The sequence below is a fragment of the Nitrosospira briensis C-128 genome, from assembly GCF_000619905.2.
In the GTDB taxonomy this organism is placed as follows: domain Bacteria; phylum Pseudomonadota; class Gammaproteobacteria; order Burkholderiales; family Nitrosomonadaceae; genus Nitrosospira; species Nitrosospira briensis.
The window spans coordinates 1,891,859-1,914,026 of sequence record NZ_CP012371.1 but is presented as its reverse complement, the minus strand read 5'-3'; the positions used below and the strand labels follow the sequence as shown (position 1 = coordinate 1,914,026).

Below are 22,168 nucleotides of genomic sequence, written 5' to 3'. Positions count from 1 at the left end.
GTGCGTTGCCGTCCCTGGTCCGTTGCGGTTTCCATCCCACCCATGTTACTGCCTGCGGCTTCCGCGCCTGCATGAGAATTGTTCATGGGTTTTATAGTTACCGAAGCTCTATTTTTTAGAAACTGTTATGGATGAGCAATCGAGTCTGTTCGCCTTATTCATCAGCAGTTTCCTTGCTGCCACCTTGCTCCCCGGCGGTTCGGAAGCGGTATTGTTTGGCGTTTTAACTGGCTACCCCGAGCTATATTGGCCTGCCTTGAGCGTCGCCTCGCTGGGCAACACTTTGGGCGGCATGAGTTCCTACGCGATCGGGTTATTTTTACCCGATGAAAAAACACTCCTGAAAAATGCCGGCGGGAGTATGCGGGCCCTACAGTGGGTACGTACTCATGGCAGCCCGGTATTACTGCTGGCTTGGGTGCCGATAATTGGCGATCTGCTGTGTGTCGCCGCAGGTTGGCTTCGAGTTAACTGGATATTGGCCATGCTGTTCATGGCGGCCGGAAAGTTCGCGCGTTACTGGGCAATCGCGGCAGCGATTACCCCATGATCCGATCAATTGCGCAATTCGTCATGTGCATTACCCAACAAAAAGCCGGCTGTCGTTTATCGCCGGCTCATTGTTCATTGAATCAAACCCTCCAATTTAATTCAATCTTTTTTTCCCTGAAGCAACTTCTGCAATTCGCCGCTCTGGTACATTTCGCCAACGATATCGGAACCGCCCACGAATTCCCCATTTATGTAGAGTTGAGGAATGGTCGGCCAGTTTGAGTATTCCTTGATACCTTGCCTTATTTGGGGTTCGGCAAGCACATCCACGGCAAAAATATCATTGACGCCGCAGGTATGGAGAATCTTGACGGCATGAGCGGAAAAACCGCATTGAGGGGCATCGGGCGTGCCCTTCATATAGAGCACAACGGGGTGAGTAGTGACTTGCTGCTTGATGACTTCTTGTGTATTCATATCGACTCCTTCTTTTCCTTAAAAAAACAAACCGTAAATTAGCTTAGGGGAAACCCGGGTCCTTTACAAGCGATTTGATTTGTCCGGGCAATATTCCCCGCTTCCATATCGGCAACATGCCACGTTATGCAATATCAAGGGCTCCGCCACTGACTCGCATGATGCCCGCGAGATCGGGGCGGGAAAACACCCTTTTGAAACCCGCTTCGCTCAATAATCGCCTGCACGCTTCCGCCTGATCATAGCCATGTTCCAGCAATAGCGCTCCATCTTCGACCAGGTGGGCGGGGGCGGCGGCGATGATCGAGCGTATGCAATCAAGGCCTTCGCCTTCCGCCGCCAGCGCCATGCGCGGTTCAAAGCGCAGATCCCCCCGCGTGAGATGTGGGTCACCATCTGCAATATAAGGGGGGTTCGACACAATGAGATTGAATCTTTCACCATTAACGCCATCGAACCAGTCGGCTTCGATGAAGTGCACATTATCAACACCGAGTTGGCGGGCATTTGTTTTGGCGACTGCCAGGGCATTCGCAGAGAAATCCACCGCGGAAATATCCGCCAGGGGGCGGTGTTTTGCTATGGCCAGCGCGATAGCGCCGCTGCCGGTTCCAAGATCAAGAATTTTCCAGGGAAGATCCGGCGGAATTCGCGCCAGCGCCATATCCACCAGTAATTCCGTTTCAGGGCGAGGAATGAGAACTGCCGGGGTGACCGTAAACTCCAGGCTATAAAACTCTCGTTTGCCTGTGAGATACGCAACAGGTTCGCCTCGAGCGCGCCGTGCCGTCAACAGCCGAAAGGATTGCGCCTGTTTCAAATCAAGCGCCTGCTCGGCGTGAGCAATGAGGTGAGCGTGGCTGACATCGAGCGCGTACTGCAGCAGAATACGCGCGTCGATATCGTCAATGTCGCGGCCCGATTGCTGTAGCGCGTCTCGAATAGTGATCTGCTGCATGGGTGGAATCAACCTCAAACCGTGTCCTGGCCTTGCGATCCATCTGTCATGAAACCAGGGGAGAGCCGCGAGGGCACAAAGGGTAGCGGCAGGAGAAACAAAAAATGTGTCGCTCTACTCCCCCATCGCCGCCAATTGCTCCGCCTGATGTTCGGACATTAGCGCAGAGCACAGGTCGCTCAAATCGCCATCCATGATCTGTTCGATCTTGTAGAGCGTGAGGTTGATACGGTGGTCGGTTATTCGCCCCTGGGGAAAATTATAGGTACGAATGCGCCCTGAACGATCGCCGCTGCCGATCAGCGACTTGCGCGTAGCAGCCTGCTTGTCCTGTTGTTCCCGCATCTGCTTGTCGCGAATCCGCGCCGCAAGGACGCTCATTGCTTGCGCCTTGTTTTTGTGTTGCGAGCGGCCATCCTGGCATTCGACCACGATACCCGTCGGCAGATGCGTGACGCGCACCGCGGAGTCGGTCTTGTTGATATGCTGACCGCCCGCGCCGGAAGCGCGGTAAGTATCGATCCGTAATTCAGCCGGGTTGAGGGCTACCTCCATGACCTCGTCCGCCTCGGGCATGACCGCGACGGTACAGGCGGAAGTATGAATACGGCCCTGGGTCTCGGTGGCGGGAACACGCTGGACCCGGTGACCGCCTGATTCAAACTTGAGCTTGGAGTAGGCGCCGTTACCGATGATCTTGGCAATGATCTCCTTATAACCGCCGGCCTCGGATGGACTTTGCGAGATTATCTCTACCTGCCAGCGCTGGCGTTCCGCGAAGCGTGCATACATCCGGAACAGATCGCCGGCGAATAATGCGGATTCGTCTCCACCCGTTCCGGCGCGGATTTCAAGAAAGATATTGCGCTCGTCGTTGGGGTCTTTAGGCAGTAGTTGCTTCTGCAATTCCGCGCTGAATCGCACAAGCTTCTCTTTACCGTCACGTATTTCGGCATCGGCAAACTCGCGCATGGCGGCATCGCCGCACATTCCCTGCGCGGTGTGGATATCGCGCTCACTTTGCAGATAAGCATCATAAAGCTCGACCACCGGCGCAATCTCCGCACGTTCCCGCGTCAGCTTGCGATAGTTATCGAGATTGGAGATGATCGTTTCGCTGCTCAGCAGGCGATTCAGCTCCTCCAGGCGCACGCTGAGCTGCGTGAGCTTGGCAGTCATGCTTTTGTTCATTCTGGACGGTGGAGGTGGTACAGTCGGTTGATCAGATCGACCAGATCGTCACGCTCGTCCGCTGCGGCGTGATTGAGTGCATAGGAAGGCAGATGCAAGAATTTATTGGTCAGGCCATTACTCAAGGATTCCAATATTTTTTGCGGGTCTTCGCCCTTGGCCAGAAGCTTCGTCGCCCGCTCCATTTCATGGCGCCGGTACCGTTCGGCCTGGTCACGCAGCGCACGTATGGTGGGTACCATTTCGCGCGATTCCAGCCAGTGCATGAAGTTGACCACGTTTGAATCGATGATTGCCTCGGCCTGCGCTACCGCGCCCAGGCGGGAATCCAGCCCTTCCTTGACGATATCGGCAAGATCGTCCACGGAATAAAGAAATACGTCATCCAGTTCCGCCACCTCTGGTTCAACGTCTCGCGGCACGGCCAGATCCACCATGAAAATCGGACGATGCTTGCGGGCTTTTATCGCGCGCTCCAACATGCCTTTGCCGAGTATGGGCAGGGTACTCGCGGTGCAGGTCACCACAATGTCGTGCAGCGCCAGTTGTTCAGGCAGCTCATTCAAGGCAATGACCTGCGCGTTGAAGCGATGCGCCAGGGCTTGCGCGCGCTCGCTGGTGCGATTGGCGACGGTGATGCGCTTCGGATGGCGCGCGGCAAAATGGCTGGCACATAACTCGATCATTTCGCCCGCGCCGATAAACAACACGCGCTGCTCGCTGATGTCGCCAAAAATCCGCTCCGCCAGCCGCGTGGCGGCCGCAGCCATGGAAACCGAGTTCGCACCGATCTCGGTGGAACTGCGAACCTCCTTGGCGACGAAAAACGTGCGCTGGAACAGCTTGTGCAACAACATGCCGAGCGTACCGGCGTGTTCAGCGGATTTCACCGCATTTTTCAACTGTCCGAGTATCTGCGGCTCGCCCAGCACCATGGAATCCAGTCCGCTGGCGACGCGAAATGCGTGCTTCACGGCCTTTTCGCGAGGCAACTTGTAGAGATACGGCTCCAGTTCCCGCGTCTGCAAATGATGAAAATTCGCCAGCCAGTGCGTGGCTTCCTCCGGCTTTTCGGTGCTGCAATAAATCTCGGTACGATTGCAGGTCGAAACAATTGCCGCCTCGCCCACCGGATGATGGGCCACCAGGTCGTGCAAGGCATGCTCCATGGCATCTTCCGGAAAAGAAACCTGCTCGCGCACATCGAGCGGCGCGGTTTGATGGTTAATGCCGAAGGCAAATAACTGCATGGAGGACAATGTGAGTAACCGGTGACGAAATTGAAAATTTGCTGATTATAGTATTACAATCATTTGAATACCATCACTTAGAAGAGTTTCAGGTTTGCAGAAAAATAGCGGGGTTTTGAGAATATCAAGGTTGGGTTTAATGCGCTCATGGTCAAGTGCACATTATCGCAGCTCTGGGGCCGATAACGAAACCAATCTGGTCCAGTACGCGGACCATGAGCAATGGGAGGTAGTGCAGAGGTAATTTCGATAAAACTTCGAAGCTTAGAAGATATGCGTATAAATCCTGTAACAAGTCTTCAGTACAATCGAACTGTGAATCATTATTATTGGAGATTTGCAAATGGCTAAATATGTTCCCTATATACGAACCAAGGAAGGCTATATAGAGCGGAAATCTTACGCGATCTTCAATGCGTCCGATAATTGCCTGGTGCCTTACGTGCATGAGGAATCGCTCGTCGGGTGGCCTGAATCCAAGGTGTACTGGGCAAGCCAGGCTGGGCCGAGCGTGGGTCTGGCTCCCCTCAACTTCCATTCCTATCGCATTTCCGCTACCGAAAAAGAACCCGCCGAATTATCGGTGAGTTGATATTTCCCTGTCATCCTGCCAAATTAAAATGACCTGCTCGGATCAGGCTGCTCACTACCGCGGGGTTGCCAGATGAGATATCAGCTGTAGTCGTTTCCACGGAACAGCAGCTCTTCAAGCGGACAACAGCATGAAATGTAGCGCCAGGGTGGGTAGTTGTTCATGAACTTGTTGAGAACTTTTTGCACAGCTCATCAAGGAAGCCGCGCTGCCCCGGAAGAATGCGCCGTGTTGCTTCCGATATTTCGAACCACTCGGCGCGATCCACCTCCGGAAACGCCTGCATTTTCCCAGACCCTTTTGGCCATTCCATGCTGAAAGTATTCGAGACGAGCCTGGAAGAATCCCAATCAGTCTCGGTAGCCCATGCATCAATAAGTTTCCCACCAGGTTGCTTCCGCTGTGCTAGCGGCAAAAGCGGCCCGGCTGGCTGGTGTCCGGTTTCTTCCATGAATTCCCGTAACGCGGCCTGAAGGGGATCTTCGCCTTCCTCATACTCGCCCTTTGCTATCGACCAGGACCCGAGGTCCTTCTTCGCCCAGAAGGGTCCCCCGGGATGGACAAGCAAGACCTCCAGCCGGCCGTCTCGGCTGCGATAGGGCAAAATGCCGGCGCTTGTTTTAGGCATATGTGCCTACTGTCTGTTTTCAGGGAAAACAACGGCTGATTCTGACACCTTTATTCCTTGGCGAAGTCGTAAATCGACACTGGGCAGACGTTTACACATACTCAGCCAACAGATCAGAATACCCTTGATGCGTAAAAGCGGGATCAGGTCTGGAGCCTACCGTAGCTTCCTCTTATTCGGCCAGTTAGGTGGAACGGACTATAGCCCGGACTCCGCCACGCTTCATCCGGACTGCAGAATCCAATTTTCAGTTAGATAGTTTGGCAGCAAGCACATCCACATGCTCGATCTGCGGCGGTTCCGAAAGCAATTCGGCGGCATTAGCCATCAGAGCCGCTGCAATCGGACCCGCCAAATGTGCTGAGCGCCCTGTTTCGTCAGCAAAGGCGTCGAAGATCCCGAAAGTAGATTGTCCCAACCGTAGCGCAAACCAGACCGGGGTGGTGGTTTCCTGATTCGCCAGGGCGAGGGCGCTTTCGAGAAAGCTGGCGACGGTAGCTTCTTTCCCGGGTTTGGCTTGCAAACGTACAAACAGGGCAACTTTTACCATGGTGATTTCTCCTTCCTGAAGTTGAATTACGAGAGGCAGACTTTAATGAAGATACAGATTCCTGCTAAGTGGCAATATTGACAATTATGGTATTATTTCTGCCATGCGCATCTACATCCTTGCCCTCGATGAAGTTTTTGATACAGGTCTAGCTACCCTTCTCGATACCTTCAGCATCGCGAACGATCTGGCAGAGTCTGCCGGCACACCTTCGATTCATTTCGAGGTAACTGTCGTCGGTGTCCGCCGCCGGGTACACACCAGTCAGGGACTGTTAGTACCCGTAGTACTGGCGGCACAGCTGGCGCGCCCCGACATTGTGCTGATTCCCGCGCTTGGGGCAAAAATGCCCGCAACACTGCAGTTGGCGCTTGAACGGCGGGATGTAGGGGATATAGAGGAACTGTTGCGGGAATGGTCTGACGGCGGCACTCTGGTGAGTGCCGCCTGCACCGGAACCTTTGTCCTTGCAAACACATCGCTGCTTGATGGGCAGAGCGCCACCACCTCATGGTGGCTGGCGCCGCTGTTCCGCGAGCGTTATCCTCTTGTCATTTTAGAAGAATCACGCATGATCGTGGATTCATCCCGTTTCGTGACCGCAGGGGCGGCCCTGGCACATATTGATCTGGCGCTATGGCTGGTAAGGCGCAGCAGTCCGGCGCTGGCATCATTGACTGCGCGTTTTCTCGTAATCGATCCGCGCCCTTCGCAGGCGGTTTTCATGATTCCAGACCACCTCATGCATACGGATCCATTGATCGAACGATTTGAACAGTGGGCGCGGAACCGGCTAACCGATGGTTTCTCGCTCAGCGCAGCGGCAAATGCAGCCGGAACCAGTGAGAGAACCCTCGCGCGTCGTCTAAAGACCGTGCTGGGCAAGACACCCCTCTCCTATTTTCAGGATCTGCGCGTCGAGCGCGCGGTACACCTGCTGCAAACGAGCAATGACAGCATTGATTTGATTGCCGCCCAGGTTGGCTATGAAAATGGGGTGACGTTACGCACCCTCCTCCGCCGTAGGATTGGTCGGTCTGTGAGTGAGCTACGTGCAGGTAAGTGACAGGTTCGCGAGCCTCTGGTAAGTATGTTAATTGCCTGCCAGGTTGAAGTTTCATGAATTGAACAGGAAATCCATGCTGGGCGCACATGAAAAGAGCGTCCACTTGGGACGCTCTAATGTGTGAAGTGTAAAGGCTTTAACCTAAATCCGGTAGTTGGACGGGGTGAAGTGTACGGTTTTTGGGGTGCAGGGCAAGGCGCAACGACGCGGAATGGTCGTTCCATTCCAAGGAGTTGCAACACTGCCATGTGCCGCAAAAACTGTGCAATTCCCTCGTAGCGCCCTCACCCGGAAGGTGAGCGTCAAATAATATGAAATATTGTTATTAATCATAATACTGATCTATTAAATGAGCGGTCAACTACCGGATTTAGGTTTAATCTATCACTTCGTAGAATTGAAATTACCCAGCAGGATCAGGTCGCCCGGCACCCCGCAGCTACTGAATGTGATGTAATTATTCGCGGGAAACAGCAGGTTCTTCAACGCAAACACTGAAACTGCCTCAAACTGGATCGATAGTTTCTGCACGATCTGCTGCGGCACCTGACTCTGGATCTGCTGATTGACTTGCGCCGCCAGGTCGTCGGAACCACTGGGACCCCCTCCGGACAAGTGGCCGCCGACAACGACGCCCTGACTGGTAGTCTTGATCTGAATAGTCTGGTTGCGCCCGCTGCCATCCACGCCCAATGGCAGTGAAGCCCTCACCTCGATCGTTACGTCGGTCGCAAGCATGGAGTCTCTGCAACTAGTGCAACCACCAAAATAGCAGGGGTAAGACGTTGTGCAGGAATGCTGATTATATTGAAGAGATTGCCCGCGGCTGCCGCTGTAATACATTTGCCCGTTAGCCTGCGCCGTGATGGTGGTATCCACCAGCGACCACGACACATCTTTGCCTCCAGGGATCGAATAAGTGTACTCGGTAAATGAGCCGCCGCCTCGCCCGCCACCGTTCGATGAGGTGTGATTGAGCTTGCTCAAATCTACGGTGCCAATGACACTCGCACCAGTGAACTTGCCCGACCAGGCTTTGGTGGTGCTGCCCGGGTTCACGCCCTGCAGCGCCCAACCATTGTTTCTCAGGCTTTGCGGCAGGATCTCCTTGAATATCAACTCGGAGCGCACCATCATGCTGTTGCTCTGGCCTTGCGGCAGTGGTTCCGGAATATTGTTCAGGAACGCCTGCGAATAATTCGGCATCGCCCGACCCCCGGTCATGATGAACAGTTGCAGCATCTGGTTGCTGGCCGGCGTCTGGAGCGGTTTGAAAATGAAATCACTGGGCTTTAGCGCATCCAGCGTCGGAATTGCGGTCAGGTCGAGCTGGTTGATCAGGTAGATGACGGGGTTGCTGACGAAATACTCCTTGACCGCCTTGTTGAATTCCACCTTGGTGGCATCGCTCAGGTCGATATTGCTGATGGAGAATGCGCCTTCCTTCATGTCCAACTGTACTTTCAGGACGTTGTGATTAACGTTGTCGATCTTGACCGTACCCGCAACCTTTGCCAGCTGAATCACTGCCGTGAGGGTTTCGCCGGTGATCGATTCAGGTGTACCGCATTGTTCCGGCAACGACCCCACCTGGGAACAGCGCTCTACCGAGCCGCTCAGTATTTCCATTTTCAGTGTGGCTGAATTGTTGTTGTTGATGCTGAAGCTCAATAGGGGATACCCGTAATCGATTGTGAAGCGGTTGATCACGGTAACGCCACCCGGATATTTTTCCGAAGTGTTGACGGTAATACGGTTCTTGTAGACGGTATCTTTTTTCAGGGTTTCGTATTGATCCAGCAGCGCACTGTTGATTCCTTTCAGATCCATGTTGAACACCACGTCCCAGCCATTGGTGCAACTGCCCTGTGCATTCATCTGGGCCAGCAGCGTCTCGGTGGACGGCAAGTTGGCCGCGGCAGCCAAGACCATATCGCTTGCAGCCAATAACCCTGGCAATTGGCGCGGCTGAGCGAATGCGAGCAGCCGGTTGGCGGCACGCTGCTGCATGATCTTCAGCGGGTCGGCGATTCTTGCTTCCAGCACGAAGGACAGCCGTACTGTCAGGCTGTCCCGTGCAAAGCTCAGACCCTTGTTCGTGCTTGTGTTCGGCAGCGAGATTTCCCATGTGGAGAAGGGCGTCACGCGGCTGACGCCTTCGGACCAGGATTCGCCGCCATCGGAGAAGTTCGGCGAGTTGTCATGCGCGCTGTAGCTGTAAATCCGCTCGCGCCAGGGGGTACGAAACGCCAAGGGATCGCGGTGAAGGTTGCGGTCATGAAACGGCGTGCCGTTATAGGCAAGACGAAGCAGATAGGTCCCGCTGGCGGTGGATTTGATGCCTTCCACTACCGCAACCACAGAAATTATTCGTGCGTTGACATATTGATAGAATTCCGGCGCATCCAGAAAAATCGTACTGAGAAAAACATTGCCGCCGGTCAGTTCCTCCGGCTTGACGCCTTCGATGACATATTCGATCGGCCTCGTTCTACTGGCCTGATAATGGGCCAGCAGGGATTTGGCTTCCAGCGTAGTGGCTTGTTGCTGGACCACCGCAGCACTGAATTTCAGCAGGCTGAACGCCAGCACCGGCGTGGCTGGCTGGAGGTTGGCGTATTGGAGCGCCAGATCCTGCATCAGGAACGCCTTGGCGAGAATGGTGAGCATCTGGTTCTGGATGAACGTCAGATGGCCGGTCAGCGCCACCAGATCAATAGCCGACCGGTCGAGATCCTCGACCCTGGCGGGATGCAGCTTCTGCTGCAACGCCTCCAGCCGCGCTGCCTGACGGCTGTTGATCTCTTTTTGTTTCTGGTTGGTGTAAATATCCCGCTGCAGTGCGTGCAGCGAGGACTCGGCGCCCGCCACGGCCTTGCCGCGCAGCACCATGGTAGCAAAAGCCGCTTGCAGACTTGCTTTTTCCGGCTTGATATCCGGGCCGGACGCCATGATCTGGTTGAACTGGATCGACATTTCATCCCAGGATAACGTCGAGGGATTACCAAATTGTGCGCCATCCAGATCGTCGAGCGCGCGCTGCGCGTTTTCCAATCCTTTGGCACCGGTGCTGATGCCGGTATACAGCTTTGACATCGCGTTCAGGACATTGAAGGTCTTCTGGATCCTTTGTACGGCAAGGCCAAGGTCTTTGACGGCAGAGATGGATGAGGCAGGAATGGCGATACTGGTGCCGAGGCTGAACAGGTTGGGGGCGACTTCCAGCCCGAACTTGATCGCTTCCATGGTCTCCCATTGCTGCACGGCGGATTTGTATTTCTGCACAGCCAAATCCACGTCTCCCCGGGCTTCGAACAGCGATGCGTTCAGGTTGTTGATCTTGGCCTGCTGCTGCTCTGCTTCTGCCTTACCCTGGACGATCATCGAATCGTAAAATCCTTCCAGGTCTTTTTGCTGCGCTGCATTGGCTTCGATTACCCCACCGATCAGTTCGCCTGACGCGATGATGTTCTGGTTGAGCGTCTTGGCCACGTCGATCACCAGTTCCTGCTGGCGCCGATTGGCCATGCGCTGTTCATTCTGTGCGACCTGCAGCTGTATCCTATCCAAATGGCTGAGAATGCTTTGCACGTATTGTTCATAATCGCCATATGGCAGGATCGGGACAAAACCCCCATATTCCGGGTTGGTCGTGTAGTTGGCCAGGTCCATCGCGCGCACGCGCAACGCCATCAATTCTTCACTATCGCCCGCAAGTGGCATTTCCGCTACCCATGTCAGGTAATTGCGCACAAACTGCTGGATATGACCATTTGCATGAGTAGACTGATCGCTGATTACCGCTTCGGCGAATGTCATTGAAAACTGCAGGCTGTCTGTCAGTAGCGGGATCGCATTTGCCGGCGGCACTGTGCGAACATCGTCTGCGATAACTGGCATGGCCGCTGGCCCGCTTCCATCCAGGCCGAATCGGAGTCCATCCACAATCACGCTATAGCGGGAGCCGGAGCGGTTCTGGATTGCCAGCGCGCCGAGAAATTCATCGCACCCCAACTGCAGCGATTCGAACGCCTCGTCAGCCAGGCTGATCGATTTAGGTTGGCCCTGCACGCGCATGTCCAGTACCTGGCCGAACAGATGCACCTTTTTTCCGGGAACTTGTATGGTCGTGTTGGCGCCGGCAGATAGTACATTCGTGAACAGGACGAAATCCTGCACTTCCCCGGCTGCGACGAGCTGCACATCCGCAAGATCCAGCCGCGCCTTATAGACGTTGACCGTGGACGTAGCGATAAAAGAGGTAATGCCGGCAGTATCCTGCGGCAGCATGCGCACGAAATCGCGCTGATCGTAAATGGAAAAGTTCGGCTGTATCGTGGTACGGTATTTCTGCGCCATCGCACCCTTGAAGATTCGCTGCCAGATCAGCCCCCGTTTCTGTTCTATCATTACGCTCAGGCTTGCGAGGTGGACGGCTATTACCGCCTGTTCGGTAAATTCCTGCTGCAGGTTGACAAGCGATAACCGGGAGTTGACGTTGAAGAGGGAAAACACGCTGTTCTTGTGCGACCACAGCGTATCCCGCCAGTCGCCGTCGCGCAGCGTCGAGTTGAAGAGGGTCGAATTGCTCAGGCAAATGACGCCACCATACTGTTCCACATAGCCGTAGATGCCGGTAGCCCGGTCGGTAGTGAATTGGACGAAATTTTGCGATCCCGGCCCGGAAAGGGGATTATTTCCATCCGCATAGGCCAGCTTGAGTTTGGCAAACTGTTCCGGCAGATACGCAAATACCTGCAGAATGGTGTCACCCAGTTCCACGGCAGAAACATAATGGGTGCCGAATTCGCGGAAAGAATCCAGCACTTTGCTGGCGTCGTCCTTGTTCAACTGATCGCCATAGTCCTGGAGACGGCTGCGGCCGGCATGGCGCAACCTGGTCGAAGCCGAAGTGAACTCGGTACTCAGCCCATATTCCGGATCAGGCTGCCGTGGCCGCGCATGCACCAGAATGCCGCCAACTGCCGAAGCGTGATTATCGGCGCCATCTACTCTCTCCAGTTTAACCAGTGCATAGCGTAGATCCGTCCGGGCCAGGTCGACACCTATGGTTTTCGACAACATCTCCAATGATGGGCGGCTGCCAATAGCGCCACCCAGTAAGGCGCCTGCGCCGAACGATGGAGCGTCAATGTCGCTGGAAGGGTTGATGATCTGGTACGGGATCAATTCATCCAACAGGTCCAGTGCATTTTCATGCAGCGTGATGACCGGATGCGTCCAGCTGCCGAGCTGCGCTATCGGCTGGACCGGCCTCAAGGTCATCGCCTGTTGTTTGGCGGGATAGAGAATGTTCAGCAGGCCCACCTGCGGCTGCCAGTTGGGGTTGAGGCCGTTGACCAGATTGGTGGAGAAGCCGATGCTGAAGTCTGAATCGATCATTTACGTATCCTTGGTTGACTGTTGAGCTAGCCCAAGGATATACGCGCTGCTTTCGCTTCAATACTGAGAGATACAGGCAAATTTAGCCGGTGTTCGACGTTTTGCTGAATTGGCGTTAAGCGGCTGACTTTTGTGGCGATGGCGCGATTGTGAAGTCAAGGACCAAACAAGCGCGACCACTTCTATGTATCAAGCCTGGAATGGATTACAAATATGCAACTGATGGTCGATCAGTAGCCCGTCCTGCATGTCCTCTGAATATAATGTCTTGCATCCTGCAAGAATTGCAGCCGCTACGATCATTGCATCATATACGCTTAGCCCATATCGCTCAGCGACAAGCCTACCTCGATCATGGGTCTCGATAGTCAACGGCTCGGTTGGACATATCGACCGGATCAGGCCTAACACTTCATTGATTTCCACCCACGACATGGCGAGCTTACGACGTGCTACATTCGTTATCTCGTTTAACACCTGTACGCTGATTAGCCCGCCTGCCCGCACAATTTCCTCAGCCCGATTGGCCTTATCAGCATCAGCCGATAAAAGGTACAGCAAAATATTGCTGTCAATAAAGGCTTTAGGGGCGGGCATTTGCTTCGTCGCGGTCAAACTTGAAATCAACAGGGAGCTTCCCCCTGAATTCTCGTAATCGCATCAGAAAGGCATCGTTGCCGGGTTTCTTTTTCACTTGGAAAACCCGTTCATCAGCAATCACCACTTCAATGTCGTCGCCTTCGTGTAGTTCCAGTGCTTCAACCACTGAGGCAGGCAATCGAATTGCCAAGCTATTACCCCACTTTGAGACTTGCATGATCCACTCCTTATAGATATACATTTTGTAAAGTATATCATATGATTCTGTTGATAAACACATGCTTATCTCCCGGCGACGGATGATCTTGTCCATGGCTAGCAGCTCAATTGGGAGAGTGCTTTGCATACCATTGGCAACCGACTGCCTCGAAACTAATTACCCGCGATTCTTTGCTTCTTGCTTGAATAGCTTGCGGGCATCGTCGCACGCTGCCTGGCTTGAGCCAGTGATACATCGGAATAGATACCCAGGAAGAGCAATTTTTCCTTTCCGCCGAAACGATACTTAAACCTCCAGCAGTATTTAGAGCCGTTGGAATGGATCCACAGGAACAGCCCTTTTCATCGGCGCGGTTTGCGCGACTTGGCATTGCGAACTGCTGTATCGATCAATGGCATTTTGGGGGTATAAGGTGCGGGGGTACACCGACGTACCCTATTTATGCCCCCGATACCCCGATACAGGATGCAATAGAACCTAGCGGGATGTGACAGGACAGAGAACCAATGAAAAAGCCCGTGAGGAGCGGGCTTTCTGGACTTCTTGGGACGGGGTGAAACAATCATTTGGTGGCCAAGGGCGGAATCGAACCACCGACACAAGGATTTTCAGTCCTCTGCTCTACCGACTGAGCTACTTGGCCTTTCTTTGAAACGCCGACCTCATACACGCTGAAGCGCTATCCATGCAGCGAGCACAGGGCACAGTATTTTTAGTCGCGCAATTTTAGCACAGCGCTAAACTCATTGGAACAAAAGACCTTATTCGTATTGTTCACGGAATGATGAGGTCGAGCCGTTTTACCTCGGTTAGGCAGAGGTTCGGTGAAGCTGGCACCGGGTTCGCATACCAGAAAATCCATATTTAGCGCCATGATATGTTCGTTATACTGAATAAACCAGCCTGAAACAGATATAATTCAGCGTTTTAGCAGTCGCAAGCCATGCGTGTTTCTCGCGGTATTCCCGCTCAGGCAGAAGCGCCCGTTGCGCTCACCATAGGCAATTTTGATGGGGTGCATCTAGGCCACCAGGCTATGCTTGCCCGCTTGAAGGAAGCCGCCACGAGGCTTGGCCTGACGTCTTGCGTGATGATCTTCGAGCCGCACCCGCGCGAATTTTTTGCGCCGGACAAGGCCCCTACCCGGCTCACCAGCCTGCGGGAAAAGCTGGAGTTGCTGGCGGCGGCAGGCGTGGAACGGGTGCAGGTGTGCCGCTTCGATTTCGATTTTGCGAGAATCAGCGCGGAAGAGTTTATTGTCGGTATTTTGCAACAAGGCCTTGCCGTGCGCTGGATGCTGGTAGGCGATGATTTTCGCTTTGGCGCCCGCCGGGCCGGGGATTTTGCCATGCTTGAGGCATTTTCCGCTCGGTGTGGTTTTGAAGTGGAAGAAATGCCGGGCTATGTCGTGGATGGTGTGAGGGTTTCGAGCACGGCGGTTCGTAAAGCGTTGGCTGCGGGCGACCTGGACCTTGTGAAGCGCCTGCTGGGGCGGCCCTATAGCATCAGCGGGCGGGTGGTGAGCGGCGCCAAGCTCGGCAGGCAGATCGGGTTCCCCACTGCCAACATCGAGTTCAAGCACAACCGGCCGCCGCTGTCGGGAATTTTCGCGGTAGAAGTCGAGATAAAGACCAGGGGAATGGCAGGTTTATTCTCTCCAGATTCGATTCGGGGGGTAGCCAGCCTGGGCGTACGCCCGACAGTGCATGAACATGGCAAGCCGGTGCTGGAAGTTCACCTTTTCGATTTCGATCAGGAAATATACGGCTGCCACCTGCGAGTGCATTTTCTTCATAAGCTCCGGGATGAAGAAAAATATCCCGACCTTATTACGCTTACCACGCAGATTGGACGAGATGTGGAGAATGCCAGAGACTACTTTAGCTCGGCGCCCCTGGTATCTTCTACTGACGCCGCAAAAAGCCTTCTGCACAGATCGAACTGATGTCCGCTATATATTGCAGATGATATGACCGACTATAAAAAAACACTGAACCTGCCGGATACGCCCTTCCCCATGCGCGGTGACCTTGCCAAGCGCGAGCCTGTGATGCTCAAGGCATGGCAGGAAAAGAATCTCTACCAGAAGATTCGGGCGGTTTCCAAAGGCCGCCCCAAATTCTTGCTGCACGACGGCCCGCCGTATGCCAATGGCGACATACATATTGGCCATGCGGTGAACAAGATCCTCAAAGATATTATTATCAAGTCAAAGACTCTCGCTGGCTTTGATGCGCCCTATGTGCCGGGTTGGGACTGCCATGGCTTGCCGATCGAGCATCAGGTGGAGAAGAAATATGGCAAGAATTTACCTGCGGACAAGGTGCGTGAGCTATGTCGTGATTTTGCGACGCAGCAGGTTGCGCGGCAGAAAGCGGATTTTATCCGGCTAGGCGTGCTGTCGGATTGGGACCATCCTTATCTCACCATGAATTACAGCACCGAGGCGGGCATTATCCGTGCATTCGGAAAAATCCTTCGCAAGAGATATGTCTATCAGGGACAGAAGCCCGTTAACTGGTGCATAGACTGCGGCTCCGCATTGGCGGAAGCGGAAGTGGAATATGAAGACAAGACGTCTTCGGCGATCGATGTGAAATTCAGGGTGATCGATACCGGGCAGTTCTGGAAAAAGGTTGGTGGTTCGCGGGATTCTGCTCCAGAGAATTTAGCTGCTAAACAGGTGTATGTGGTGATATGGACGACAACGCCCTGGACGTTGCCCGCTAATCAAGCGGTGAGCCTGAATCCTGACGAGTATTACGTTGTGGCAGATGTCGGTAGTGAGTATTTACTTATTGCCGAGGCATTGATGGATAGTGCGCTTGAGCGCTACGGCATTGATAGGACTGGGGTCAGCATAGCGGGAAAGTGTACCGGGGCAGACCTTGAAAACATGCTGCTGCAGCATCCATTTTATGAGCGGCAGGTCCCGATAATCCTGGGCGAGCATGTCACCATGGAAACCGGTACAGGTGCCGTACACACAGCCCCCGCGCATGGCGTCGATGATTATGTCGTGGGCCAGAAATATGGCTTGCCGGTTGAGAACCCGGTTGGCGGTGATGGCCGGTTCTTCGAGAATGTGCCGCTTGTTGGCGGTCTTTCGGTATGGAAGGCCAATGATGTGGTGATCGAGGTGCTGGAGAAAAACGGTCTTTTATTGAAAGCGGATAAACTTCAGCACAGTTACCCGCACTGCTGGCGGCACAGGACCCCTATTATCTTCCGCGCTACGCCTCAGTGGTTTATTGCCATGGACAAGCAGGTGAGCGATACGGATCAGGATGGGGCTGGCCGGACATTGCGGGAATCGGCCATGGCTGCGGTGGAAGCGACAGCGTTTTATCCTTCCTGGGGCCGTGCTCGTCTGGATGCGATGGTGAAGAATCGGCCCGACTGGTGTGTTTCGCGCCAGCGCACCTGGGGCGTGCCGATGGCGCTCTTCGTGAATAAGGAAACCGATGAACTGCATCCCCGCACGGATGAGTTATTGGAACAGGTGGCACAGCGCGTGGAGCGAGAGGGAATTGAAGCATGGTTTAGCCTGGATGCGGCAGAACTGCTGGGTGAAGAGGCACAGAAATACAGGAAGCTGACGGATACACTGGACGTGTGGTTTGATTCGGGCACGACCCATGAAACGGTACTCAAGCAAAATGCTCAGCTCGGGTATCCTGCCGACCTTTATCTGGAGGGTTCCGACCAGCACCGGGGCTGGTTTCAATCCTCCCTCTTGACAGGTTGTGCTATCAACGGGCGCGCGCCTTACGACGCATTGCTCACGCATGGTTTTGTGGTGGATGGCCATGGCCGCAAGATGAGCAAGTCGAAAGGAAATGTCATTGCGCCGCAGAAGGTAATGGATACCTCGGGGGCGGATATTCTTCGCCTTTGGGTGGCTTCTACCGACTATTCCGGCGAGTTGTCGATATCCGATGAGATTTTGAAACGGGTGGTGGAAAGCTATCGGCGCATACGCAATACGTTGCGTTTTCTGCTTGCGAATCTGGCTGATTTCGACCCGGCGGTGGACACGGTGGCGGTAGAGCAATGGCTGGAGATAGATCGCTATATGCTGGCGTTTTCCCGCAAACTTCAGGATGACCTGACCGAAAGCTACCGGGATTACGATTTTCACCTGATCGTACATCGTCTGCATAATTTCTGTTCGGAAGATTTGGGTGGTTTCTACCTGGACATTCTCAAGGATCGGCTTTATACCGCAGCCGCCAAGGGTATTCCGCGCCGTTCGGCGCAAAGTGCGCTTCACCAGATTGCGCATAGCCTGGTGCGCTTGTTTGCGCCTGTTCTCAGCTTTACCGCGGAAGAGGTATGGAGCCATCTGACAGGCGACATGCGAGACAGCGAGGACAGTGTGCTGCTGCATACATGGCATGAATTTCCTTTGCAACCGGATGAAGGTGCATTGATGCAACGCTGGGCGAGAATTCGCGAACTGCGCTCTCAGGTACAAGGGCGCTTGGAAGATTCGCGTGGCCAAGGGAAGATTGGCTCGTCGCTTGCTGCCGAGGTTGAAATTCATGCCGTTGGGGATGATTTCGCGTTGCTGGACTCGCTAGGCGACGATATGCGACTGATATTCGTCACATCTGCGGCGCGGGTGGTGCGTGTAGAGAATGCAGGGAAAGAAGGGGTTTTTGTCACACCATGCGTCCACCCGAAATGCGAACGCTGCTGGCATTATCGTGCGGATGTTGGCGCCGATGTCGATCACCCGACAATATGCGGTCGATGTGTATCAAATCTGTATGGCTCAGGGGAGATACGGCATCATGCCTGAGCATACTGCGCTCATGATGGCGCGGCGGGTATGATGAAGCTGCAGCATAGCCTGATCCTGACGTCGATCGTGCTGGTGCTGGATCTGGCGACCAAGCATTGGGTGGAGTCCGCGTTGGTTCACGGGCAGCAGATTCCGCTGACGAGCTTTTTTAACCTGGTGCTGACTTATAATGCGGGTGCGGCGTTCAGTTTTCTTAGTGATGCCGGTGGTTGGCAACGTTGGTTTTTTACCGGGATTTCGGCGGTCGCTTCGCTGCTGATCATTTATCTGCTGCGCAAACATGCTGCAGACAGACTTTTCTGTATCGCGCTAAGCCTGATACTCGGCGGCGCACTCGGTAATTTGTGGGATCGGATCACTCTGGGCCATGTGGTCGATTTCCTGGATTTTCATGTGGGCGGCAACCATTGGCCTGCATTTAATGTAGCGGATTCCGCAATTTTTATCGGTGCGGTATTAATGGTGATCGAAAGTTTCCGCCATAAGGAACTGGGCACGGGAAAAAGTAGAGGATAGTGCTAGAGCGTATTGGAACCGAAGTTTTTTCGAGGTTGCCACATCACATCTTCCACGCCGTTCTGGCGGTTCAATACGCGGCATAGCACAAATAAGAAATCGGATAAGCGGTTGAGGTATCGAACGTGGTATGGCACCGCTGTTTCGGTTCGATATAGCTTTACCACGCATCTCTCGGCGCGGCGACAGACGGCGCGGGCAACGTGGCATAAAGCAGCGGCTCGGGTTCCACCGGGAAGTATGAATTCTTTCAGCGCGGTCAGTGGGGCGTTATAGTCATCAAGCTGTTTTTCCAGACGACTGACTTGCGCTTCGCTCATCGTCACGCGTCCGGGAATACTCAGGTCGCCGCCCAGATCGAACAGGTCATGCTGGATGTCTTCCAGGTTGTTGCGCACTTCCTCCTCGAGATTTTCTGCAAGCAGAACACCCATGAAGCTGTTGAGTTCATCGACGGTGCCGATAGCCTCGATGCGCAAACCATCCTTAAGGGATCGCGCGCCGTCACCGAGTCCAGTTGTGCCGTCGTCGCCGGTGCGGGTATAGATTTTTGTCAGGCGTTTTGCCATGCTTCAGGTTATCCGCTAATAGACATTGATAGGCGTCCGCGGATTGGAACGGTTAGGTCGAGATGGAGCCCTGGGCGTAACTGCTAGTGATCTTGCTCGGGTTTGCTTGGCGATCTCGGCATAAATAGTGCGGCCAAGCGCTTACCCTGCTGTCCATGGGGCGAATGATCTGGTTGGTTGTTCCGCGAGGACGCCGCTTCTGGGTTATCGGCGTGCTGGGCTGCGGGCGTACGAGGTATATAAGGTTGGCTGAATAATGGATCCTCGGGCACCGTGGAGCCCCGCCGCTGTGGGCTCGCGTGGTCTCTGGGGCGCTTGGCGTCTTTGCCATTTCTGGGATGCAATGCGGAGTGCGCGTCATCGGGCCGATCAGCGCGTTTGATCGCATTTCGCTGTTCTGGCCGTGCCGATTTGTTGCGATCGAATGTGCGATGTTTACCTTCAGATTCTGTGGATTCCGCGGGATGGCCGTGGGCTTCCGACTCGAATCCCGCGATTACCGTGGAATTGAGCTTGAATTTCAGGAGCTTTTCGATACCTTGGACCAACTCGGCCTCATCCTCGCATACCAGTGAAATTGCGTCTCCTTTTGTGCCCGCGCGGCCGGTTCGGCCAATCCGATGGATATAGTCCTCGGGCGTGGTGGGCAATTCGAAGTTGACCACATGCGGCAGATCCTCAATGTCCAACCCCCGCGCAGCAACGTCGGTCGCCACCAATACGCGAACTATGCCTTCCTTGAATTCCGCCAGCGCCTGAGTGCGTTGAGGCTGAGTCTTGTCGCCGTGAATTGCCGTCGCAGTGATTCCATCCCGTTCCAACTGCTCAGCCAGCCGGCTGGCGCCGTGCTTGGTGCGGACGAATACCAGAACCTGTTTCAAGTCTGCCGATTTGATGAGGTGAGCCAGCAATTCACGCTTGCGCGTCCTGGACACAGGGTGCACCACGTGAGTGATCAGTTCCGCGATGGAATTACGCCTTGCTACCTCGATCAATTCCGGATCTCTTAAAAGCGTGTTTGCCAGCTTCTTGATCTCTTCAGAGAAAGTTGCGGAGAACATCAGACTTTGGCGCTGCTGCGGCAGCAACGCCAGAATGCGCTTGATATCGGGCAGGAAACCCATATCCAGCATGCGGTCGGCTTCATCCAGTATCAGGATCTCGACCTTCGACAGGCTCATAGTCTTCTGCTGGATATGATCCAGCAGGCGGCCGGGCGTCGCAACGAGAATTTCTACGCCAGCGCGCAAATCCTTCGTCTGGGGCTGCATATCCATACCCCCGTAAACGACGGCACACCTGAGGGGCAGATATTTACCATAGGTTTTTACGCTTTCGTATACCTGGACAGCCAGTTCACGCGTGGGTACCAGGATCAACGAACGAATCGGATGTCTTGCGGGCGAGGCGCTGGTGCTGGCCCCGGGTTGCAGTCGGCTCAGCATGGGCAATGTAAAGCCTGCGGTTTTGCCAGTGCCTGTCTGGGCCGCTCCCATGATATCTTTTCCCTCGAGTATGAGCGGAATTGCCTGGGCTTGAATCGGTGTAGGTTCGGTGTAGCCTTGATCGGCTATGGCGCGTAGGATTTCGGACGAAAGATTGAGTTGAGTGAACGACATATCCATTATTGCTTGCCCATCCGGCAATCGCTACTAGGACAGTTCAGATGGAGTAGTTTAAAAAAGAAGATTGAAAACAGGAAAAAGTGATAACAAAAGATGTTGGTGGTGCCCAGAGTCTCCGGAATCCCGGCTTTACCAGATGCTTCACCAAGTAAGCATAAATTAGACCTGTCGAAACTTGAAAAATTCATCTAATCATTTCTCGCACCCTGCCGGATATTTTTGGGCTTCTCCGCTTTAAACCACTCGCCGCTCTTTTTGAATCCGTTCAATAACGCGGGTGCGGCCCCGATGGCCACGGCATCGACCAGGCAATACCAGGCTGCAACGCCGCTAGGCGGATTTCCCTGCGATAACCCGAGAACAGGTTCTATCGTTGCCCATCTCCAGGTTCCCACTGCCGTACCGATCAGTTCCAGCCAGGTGGTGATAAAGAAGGCCGCCAGATAAACCATTGGCGAGCGGCCTTTGAACAGGTATATCAGAAAAACGCAAAACAGTAGTGCACCGACTTGATCTCCCTGCGAGGGATAACCACTGATTCCCCAGACTGACCATGCGCCACAGGTCAATACGACAAACATCGCTATTTTGCGCGCGTGGGACAGAAAGAAACCGGAGCGGGCAAGTGCAACAGCCGTCAGGTATACCATTCCGTGACCCGGCGGAACATAGGCCGGCACGTTGCCAAACCGATAAGTGTAGCCTTGCATATAGATGGAGGCGAAGTGCTCGCCAAGCGTAGCGAACGCGACCGCAATGATGACCTGCATCCGTACTTCCTTATTCTCTCCCAATAGCAAGCCGAACAGGAATGTCCAGGCGAGAAGGCCCATGTTTCTTTGTTGTTCCAGGCTCCCGCTGGCGTCCAGGTTCAAGCTGATCGCCACGCACACGAATGTTAGGGTCGCGATGAAATAATCGCGTATCCGATGGGAACAGTTCGTATTCGGGGGGGGGAAATTACGTAGCATTCTTTTCTTACTCAGATAGATGTCCCGGCTTTAAATTGATTTGGTGCGGGACGGGGATCACTTTTGAAGTTTTTAAGCGATCAGACTATCACACATCCAGCCTGGAGATGGAATCAAGCCTTTCCATCGAATTCTGTCTGGGAAACCGGCACTATTGCTTGATGCAAGTAAAACCGCTGCTCCCTCGCGCGGACGCGGGAAACAGCGGTTCGGGTGAATGGATGAGGTGTGCCAGGTGCTGTAGCCGGTGTGA

At 54.2% G+C, this 22,168-nt stretch carries 19 protein-coding genes and 1 tRNA gene; 6 read left to right on the top strand and 14 right to left on the bottom strand.

The features are described from left to right. Positions 1-127 precede the first annotated feature (127 nt). On the top strand, positions 128-550 hold the full coding sequence (locus tag F822_RS08720; protein ID WP_025042163.1) for a YqaA family protein: 423 nt from the start codon (positions 128-130) through the stop codon (positions 548-550). A 101-nt stretch (positions 551-651) separates the two neighbouring features. On the opposite strand, the gene grxD is transcribed toward F822_RS08720, so the two are convergent. The 4 genes from grxD to hemA all read right to left on the bottom strand — a co-directional run bounded on the left by grxD (position 652) and on the right by hemA (position 4,368). Next, positions 652-969, bottom strand: coding sequence for a Grx4 family monothiol glutaredoxin (grxD, locus tag F822_RS08715; RefSeq protein ID WP_025042164.1), 318 nt, complete (start codon positions 967-969; stop codon positions 652-654). A gap of 124 nt (positions 970-1,093) precedes the next feature. Continuing rightward, on the bottom strand, positions 1,094-1,927 hold the full coding sequence (gene prmC / locus F822_RS08710) for a peptide chain release factor N(5)-glutamine methyltransferase (RefSeq protein ID WP_025042165.1): 834 nt from the start codon (positions 1,925-1,927) through the stop codon (positions 1,094-1,096). Between the two features lie 114 nt (positions 1,928-2,041). Beyond that, positions 2,042-3,118 (bottom strand): peptide chain release factor 1, encoded by a 1,077-nt coding sequence (gene prfA, locus F822_RS08705; RefSeq protein ID WP_025042166.1) that lies wholly within the window; start codon positions 3,116-3,118, stop codon positions 2,042-2,044. After that, positions 3,115-4,368 (bottom strand): glutamyl-tRNA reductase, encoded by a 1,254-nt coding sequence (hemA, locus tag F822_RS08700; RefSeq protein WP_025042167.1) that lies wholly within the window; start codon positions 4,366-4,368, stop codon positions 3,115-3,117. Before hemA ends, prfA begins: the two co-directional genes overlap by 4 nt. Before the next feature lie 343 nt (positions 4,369-4,711). Between hemA and F822_RS08695 the strand changes: the two genes are divergently transcribed. Beyond that, on the top strand, positions 4,712-4,960 hold the full coding sequence (locus F822_RS08695; protein WP_025042168.1) for a hypothetical protein: 249 nt from the start codon (positions 4,712-4,714) through the stop codon (positions 4,958-4,960). A gap of 160 nt (positions 4,961-5,120) precedes the next feature. Here F822_RS08695 and F822_RS08690 read toward each other — a convergent pair whose 3' ends face one another. Both F822_RS08690 and F822_RS08685 read right to left on the bottom strand, forming a co-directional pair. Beyond that, on the bottom strand, positions 5,121-5,588 hold the full coding sequence (locus F822_RS08690) for an NUDIX hydrolase (RefSeq protein ID WP_025042169.1): 468 nt from the start codon (positions 5,586-5,588) through the stop codon (positions 5,121-5,123). A gap of 247 nt (positions 5,589-5,835) precedes the next feature. After that, a complete protein-coding gene (locus F822_RS08685; RefSeq protein WP_025042170.1) occupies positions 5,836-6,138 on the bottom strand; it encodes a putative quinol monooxygenase in 303 nt (100 codons plus the stop codon). Positions 6,139-6,241: 103 nt separating this feature from the next. Here F822_RS08685 and F822_RS08680 point away from each other — a divergent pair, with 103 nt between their 5' ends. After that, entirely contained in the window at positions 6,242-7,204 is a 963-nt protein-coding gene (locus tag F822_RS08680; protein WP_025042171.1) for a GlxA family transcriptional regulator, read from the top strand. A gap of 384 nt (positions 7,205-7,588) precedes the next feature. Here F822_RS08680 and F822_RS08675 read toward each other — a convergent pair whose 3' ends face one another. The 5 genes from F822_RS08675 to F822_RS08660 form a co-directional block, all read right to left on the bottom strand. After that, on the bottom strand, positions 7,589-12,607 hold the full coding sequence (locus tag F822_RS08675; RefSeq protein ID WP_025042172.1) for a hypothetical protein: 5,019 nt from the start codon (positions 12,605-12,607) through the stop codon (positions 7,589-7,591). A 189-nt stretch (positions 12,608-12,796) separates the two neighbouring features. Next, entirely contained in the window at positions 12,797-13,204 is a 408-nt protein-coding gene (locus F822_RS08670; RefSeq protein WP_025042173.1) for a PIN domain-containing protein, read from the bottom strand. Then, positions 13,191-13,520, bottom strand: coding sequence for an AbrB/MazE/SpoVT family DNA-binding domain-containing protein (locus tag F822_RS08665; RefSeq protein ID WP_231623436.1), 330 nt, complete (start codon positions 13,518-13,520; stop codon positions 13,191-13,193). Before F822_RS08665 ends, F822_RS08670 begins: the two co-directional genes overlap by 14 nt. Before the next feature lie 59 nt (positions 13,521-13,579). Then, positions 13,580-13,750, bottom strand: a complete 171-nt coding sequence (locus tag F822_RS14870) for an Arm DNA-binding domain-containing protein (protein ID WP_231623602.1) — start codon at positions 13,748-13,750, stop codon at positions 13,580-13,582. Positions 13,751-13,994: 244 nt separating this feature from the next. After that, a tRNA-Phe gene (locus tag F822_RS08660) sits at positions 13,995-14,070 on the bottom strand. Positions 14,071-14,370: 300 nt separating this feature from the next. On the opposite strand from F822_RS08660, the gene F822_RS08655 reads away from it, so the two are divergent. Genes F822_RS08655 through lspA form a run of 3 tightly spaced genes read left to right on the top strand, consistent with a single transcriptional unit; the run spans position 14,371 to position 18,750 of the window. Continuing rightward, positions 14,371-15,372, top strand: coding sequence for a bifunctional riboflavin kinase/FAD synthetase (locus tag F822_RS08655; protein ID WP_025042175.1), 1,002 nt, complete (start codon positions 14,371-14,373; stop codon positions 15,370-15,372). Positions 15,373-15,396: 24 nt separating this feature from the next. Further along, complete coding sequence (gene ileS / locus F822_RS08650) at positions 15,397-18,231, top strand: isoleucine--tRNA ligase (RefSeq protein ID WP_025042176.1); 2,835 nt, start codon at positions 15,397-15,399, stop codon at positions 18,229-18,231. Between the two features lie 33 nt (positions 18,232-18,264). Continuing rightward, positions 18,265-18,750: a signal peptidase II gene (gene lspA, locus F822_RS08645; protein ID WP_025042177.1), complete on the top strand. Its 486-nt coding sequence runs from the start codon at positions 18,265-18,267 to the stop codon at positions 18,748-18,750. A 2-nt stretch (positions 18,751-18,752) separates the two neighbouring features. Here the strand turns inward: lspA and F822_RS08640 are convergent, their stop codons facing one another. The 3 genes from F822_RS08640 to F822_RS08630 form a co-directional block, all read right to left on the bottom strand. Next, the gene (locus F822_RS08640) at positions 18,753-19,319 is read right to left on the bottom strand and encodes a cob(I)yrinic acid a,c-diamide adenosyltransferase (protein ID WP_025042178.1); all 567 of its coding nucleotides are present in this window, start codon (positions 19,317-19,319) and stop codon (positions 18,753-18,755) included. A gap of 83 nt (positions 19,320-19,402) precedes the next feature. Further along, the gene (locus F822_RS08635; RefSeq protein ID WP_025042179.1) at positions 19,403-20,938 is read right to left on the bottom strand and encodes a DEAD/DEAH box helicase; all 1,536 of its coding nucleotides are present in this window, start codon (positions 20,936-20,938) and stop codon (positions 19,403-19,405) included. A gap of 194 nt (positions 20,939-21,132) precedes the next feature. Continuing rightward, positions 21,133-21,915 carry a hypothetical protein gene (locus F822_RS08630; RefSeq protein WP_025042180.1) on the bottom strand — a complete coding sequence of 261 codons (783 nt, stop codon included), beginning with the start codon at positions 21,913-21,915 and terminating at the stop codon, positions 21,133-21,135. Positions 21,916-22,168 lie beyond the last annotated feature (253 nt).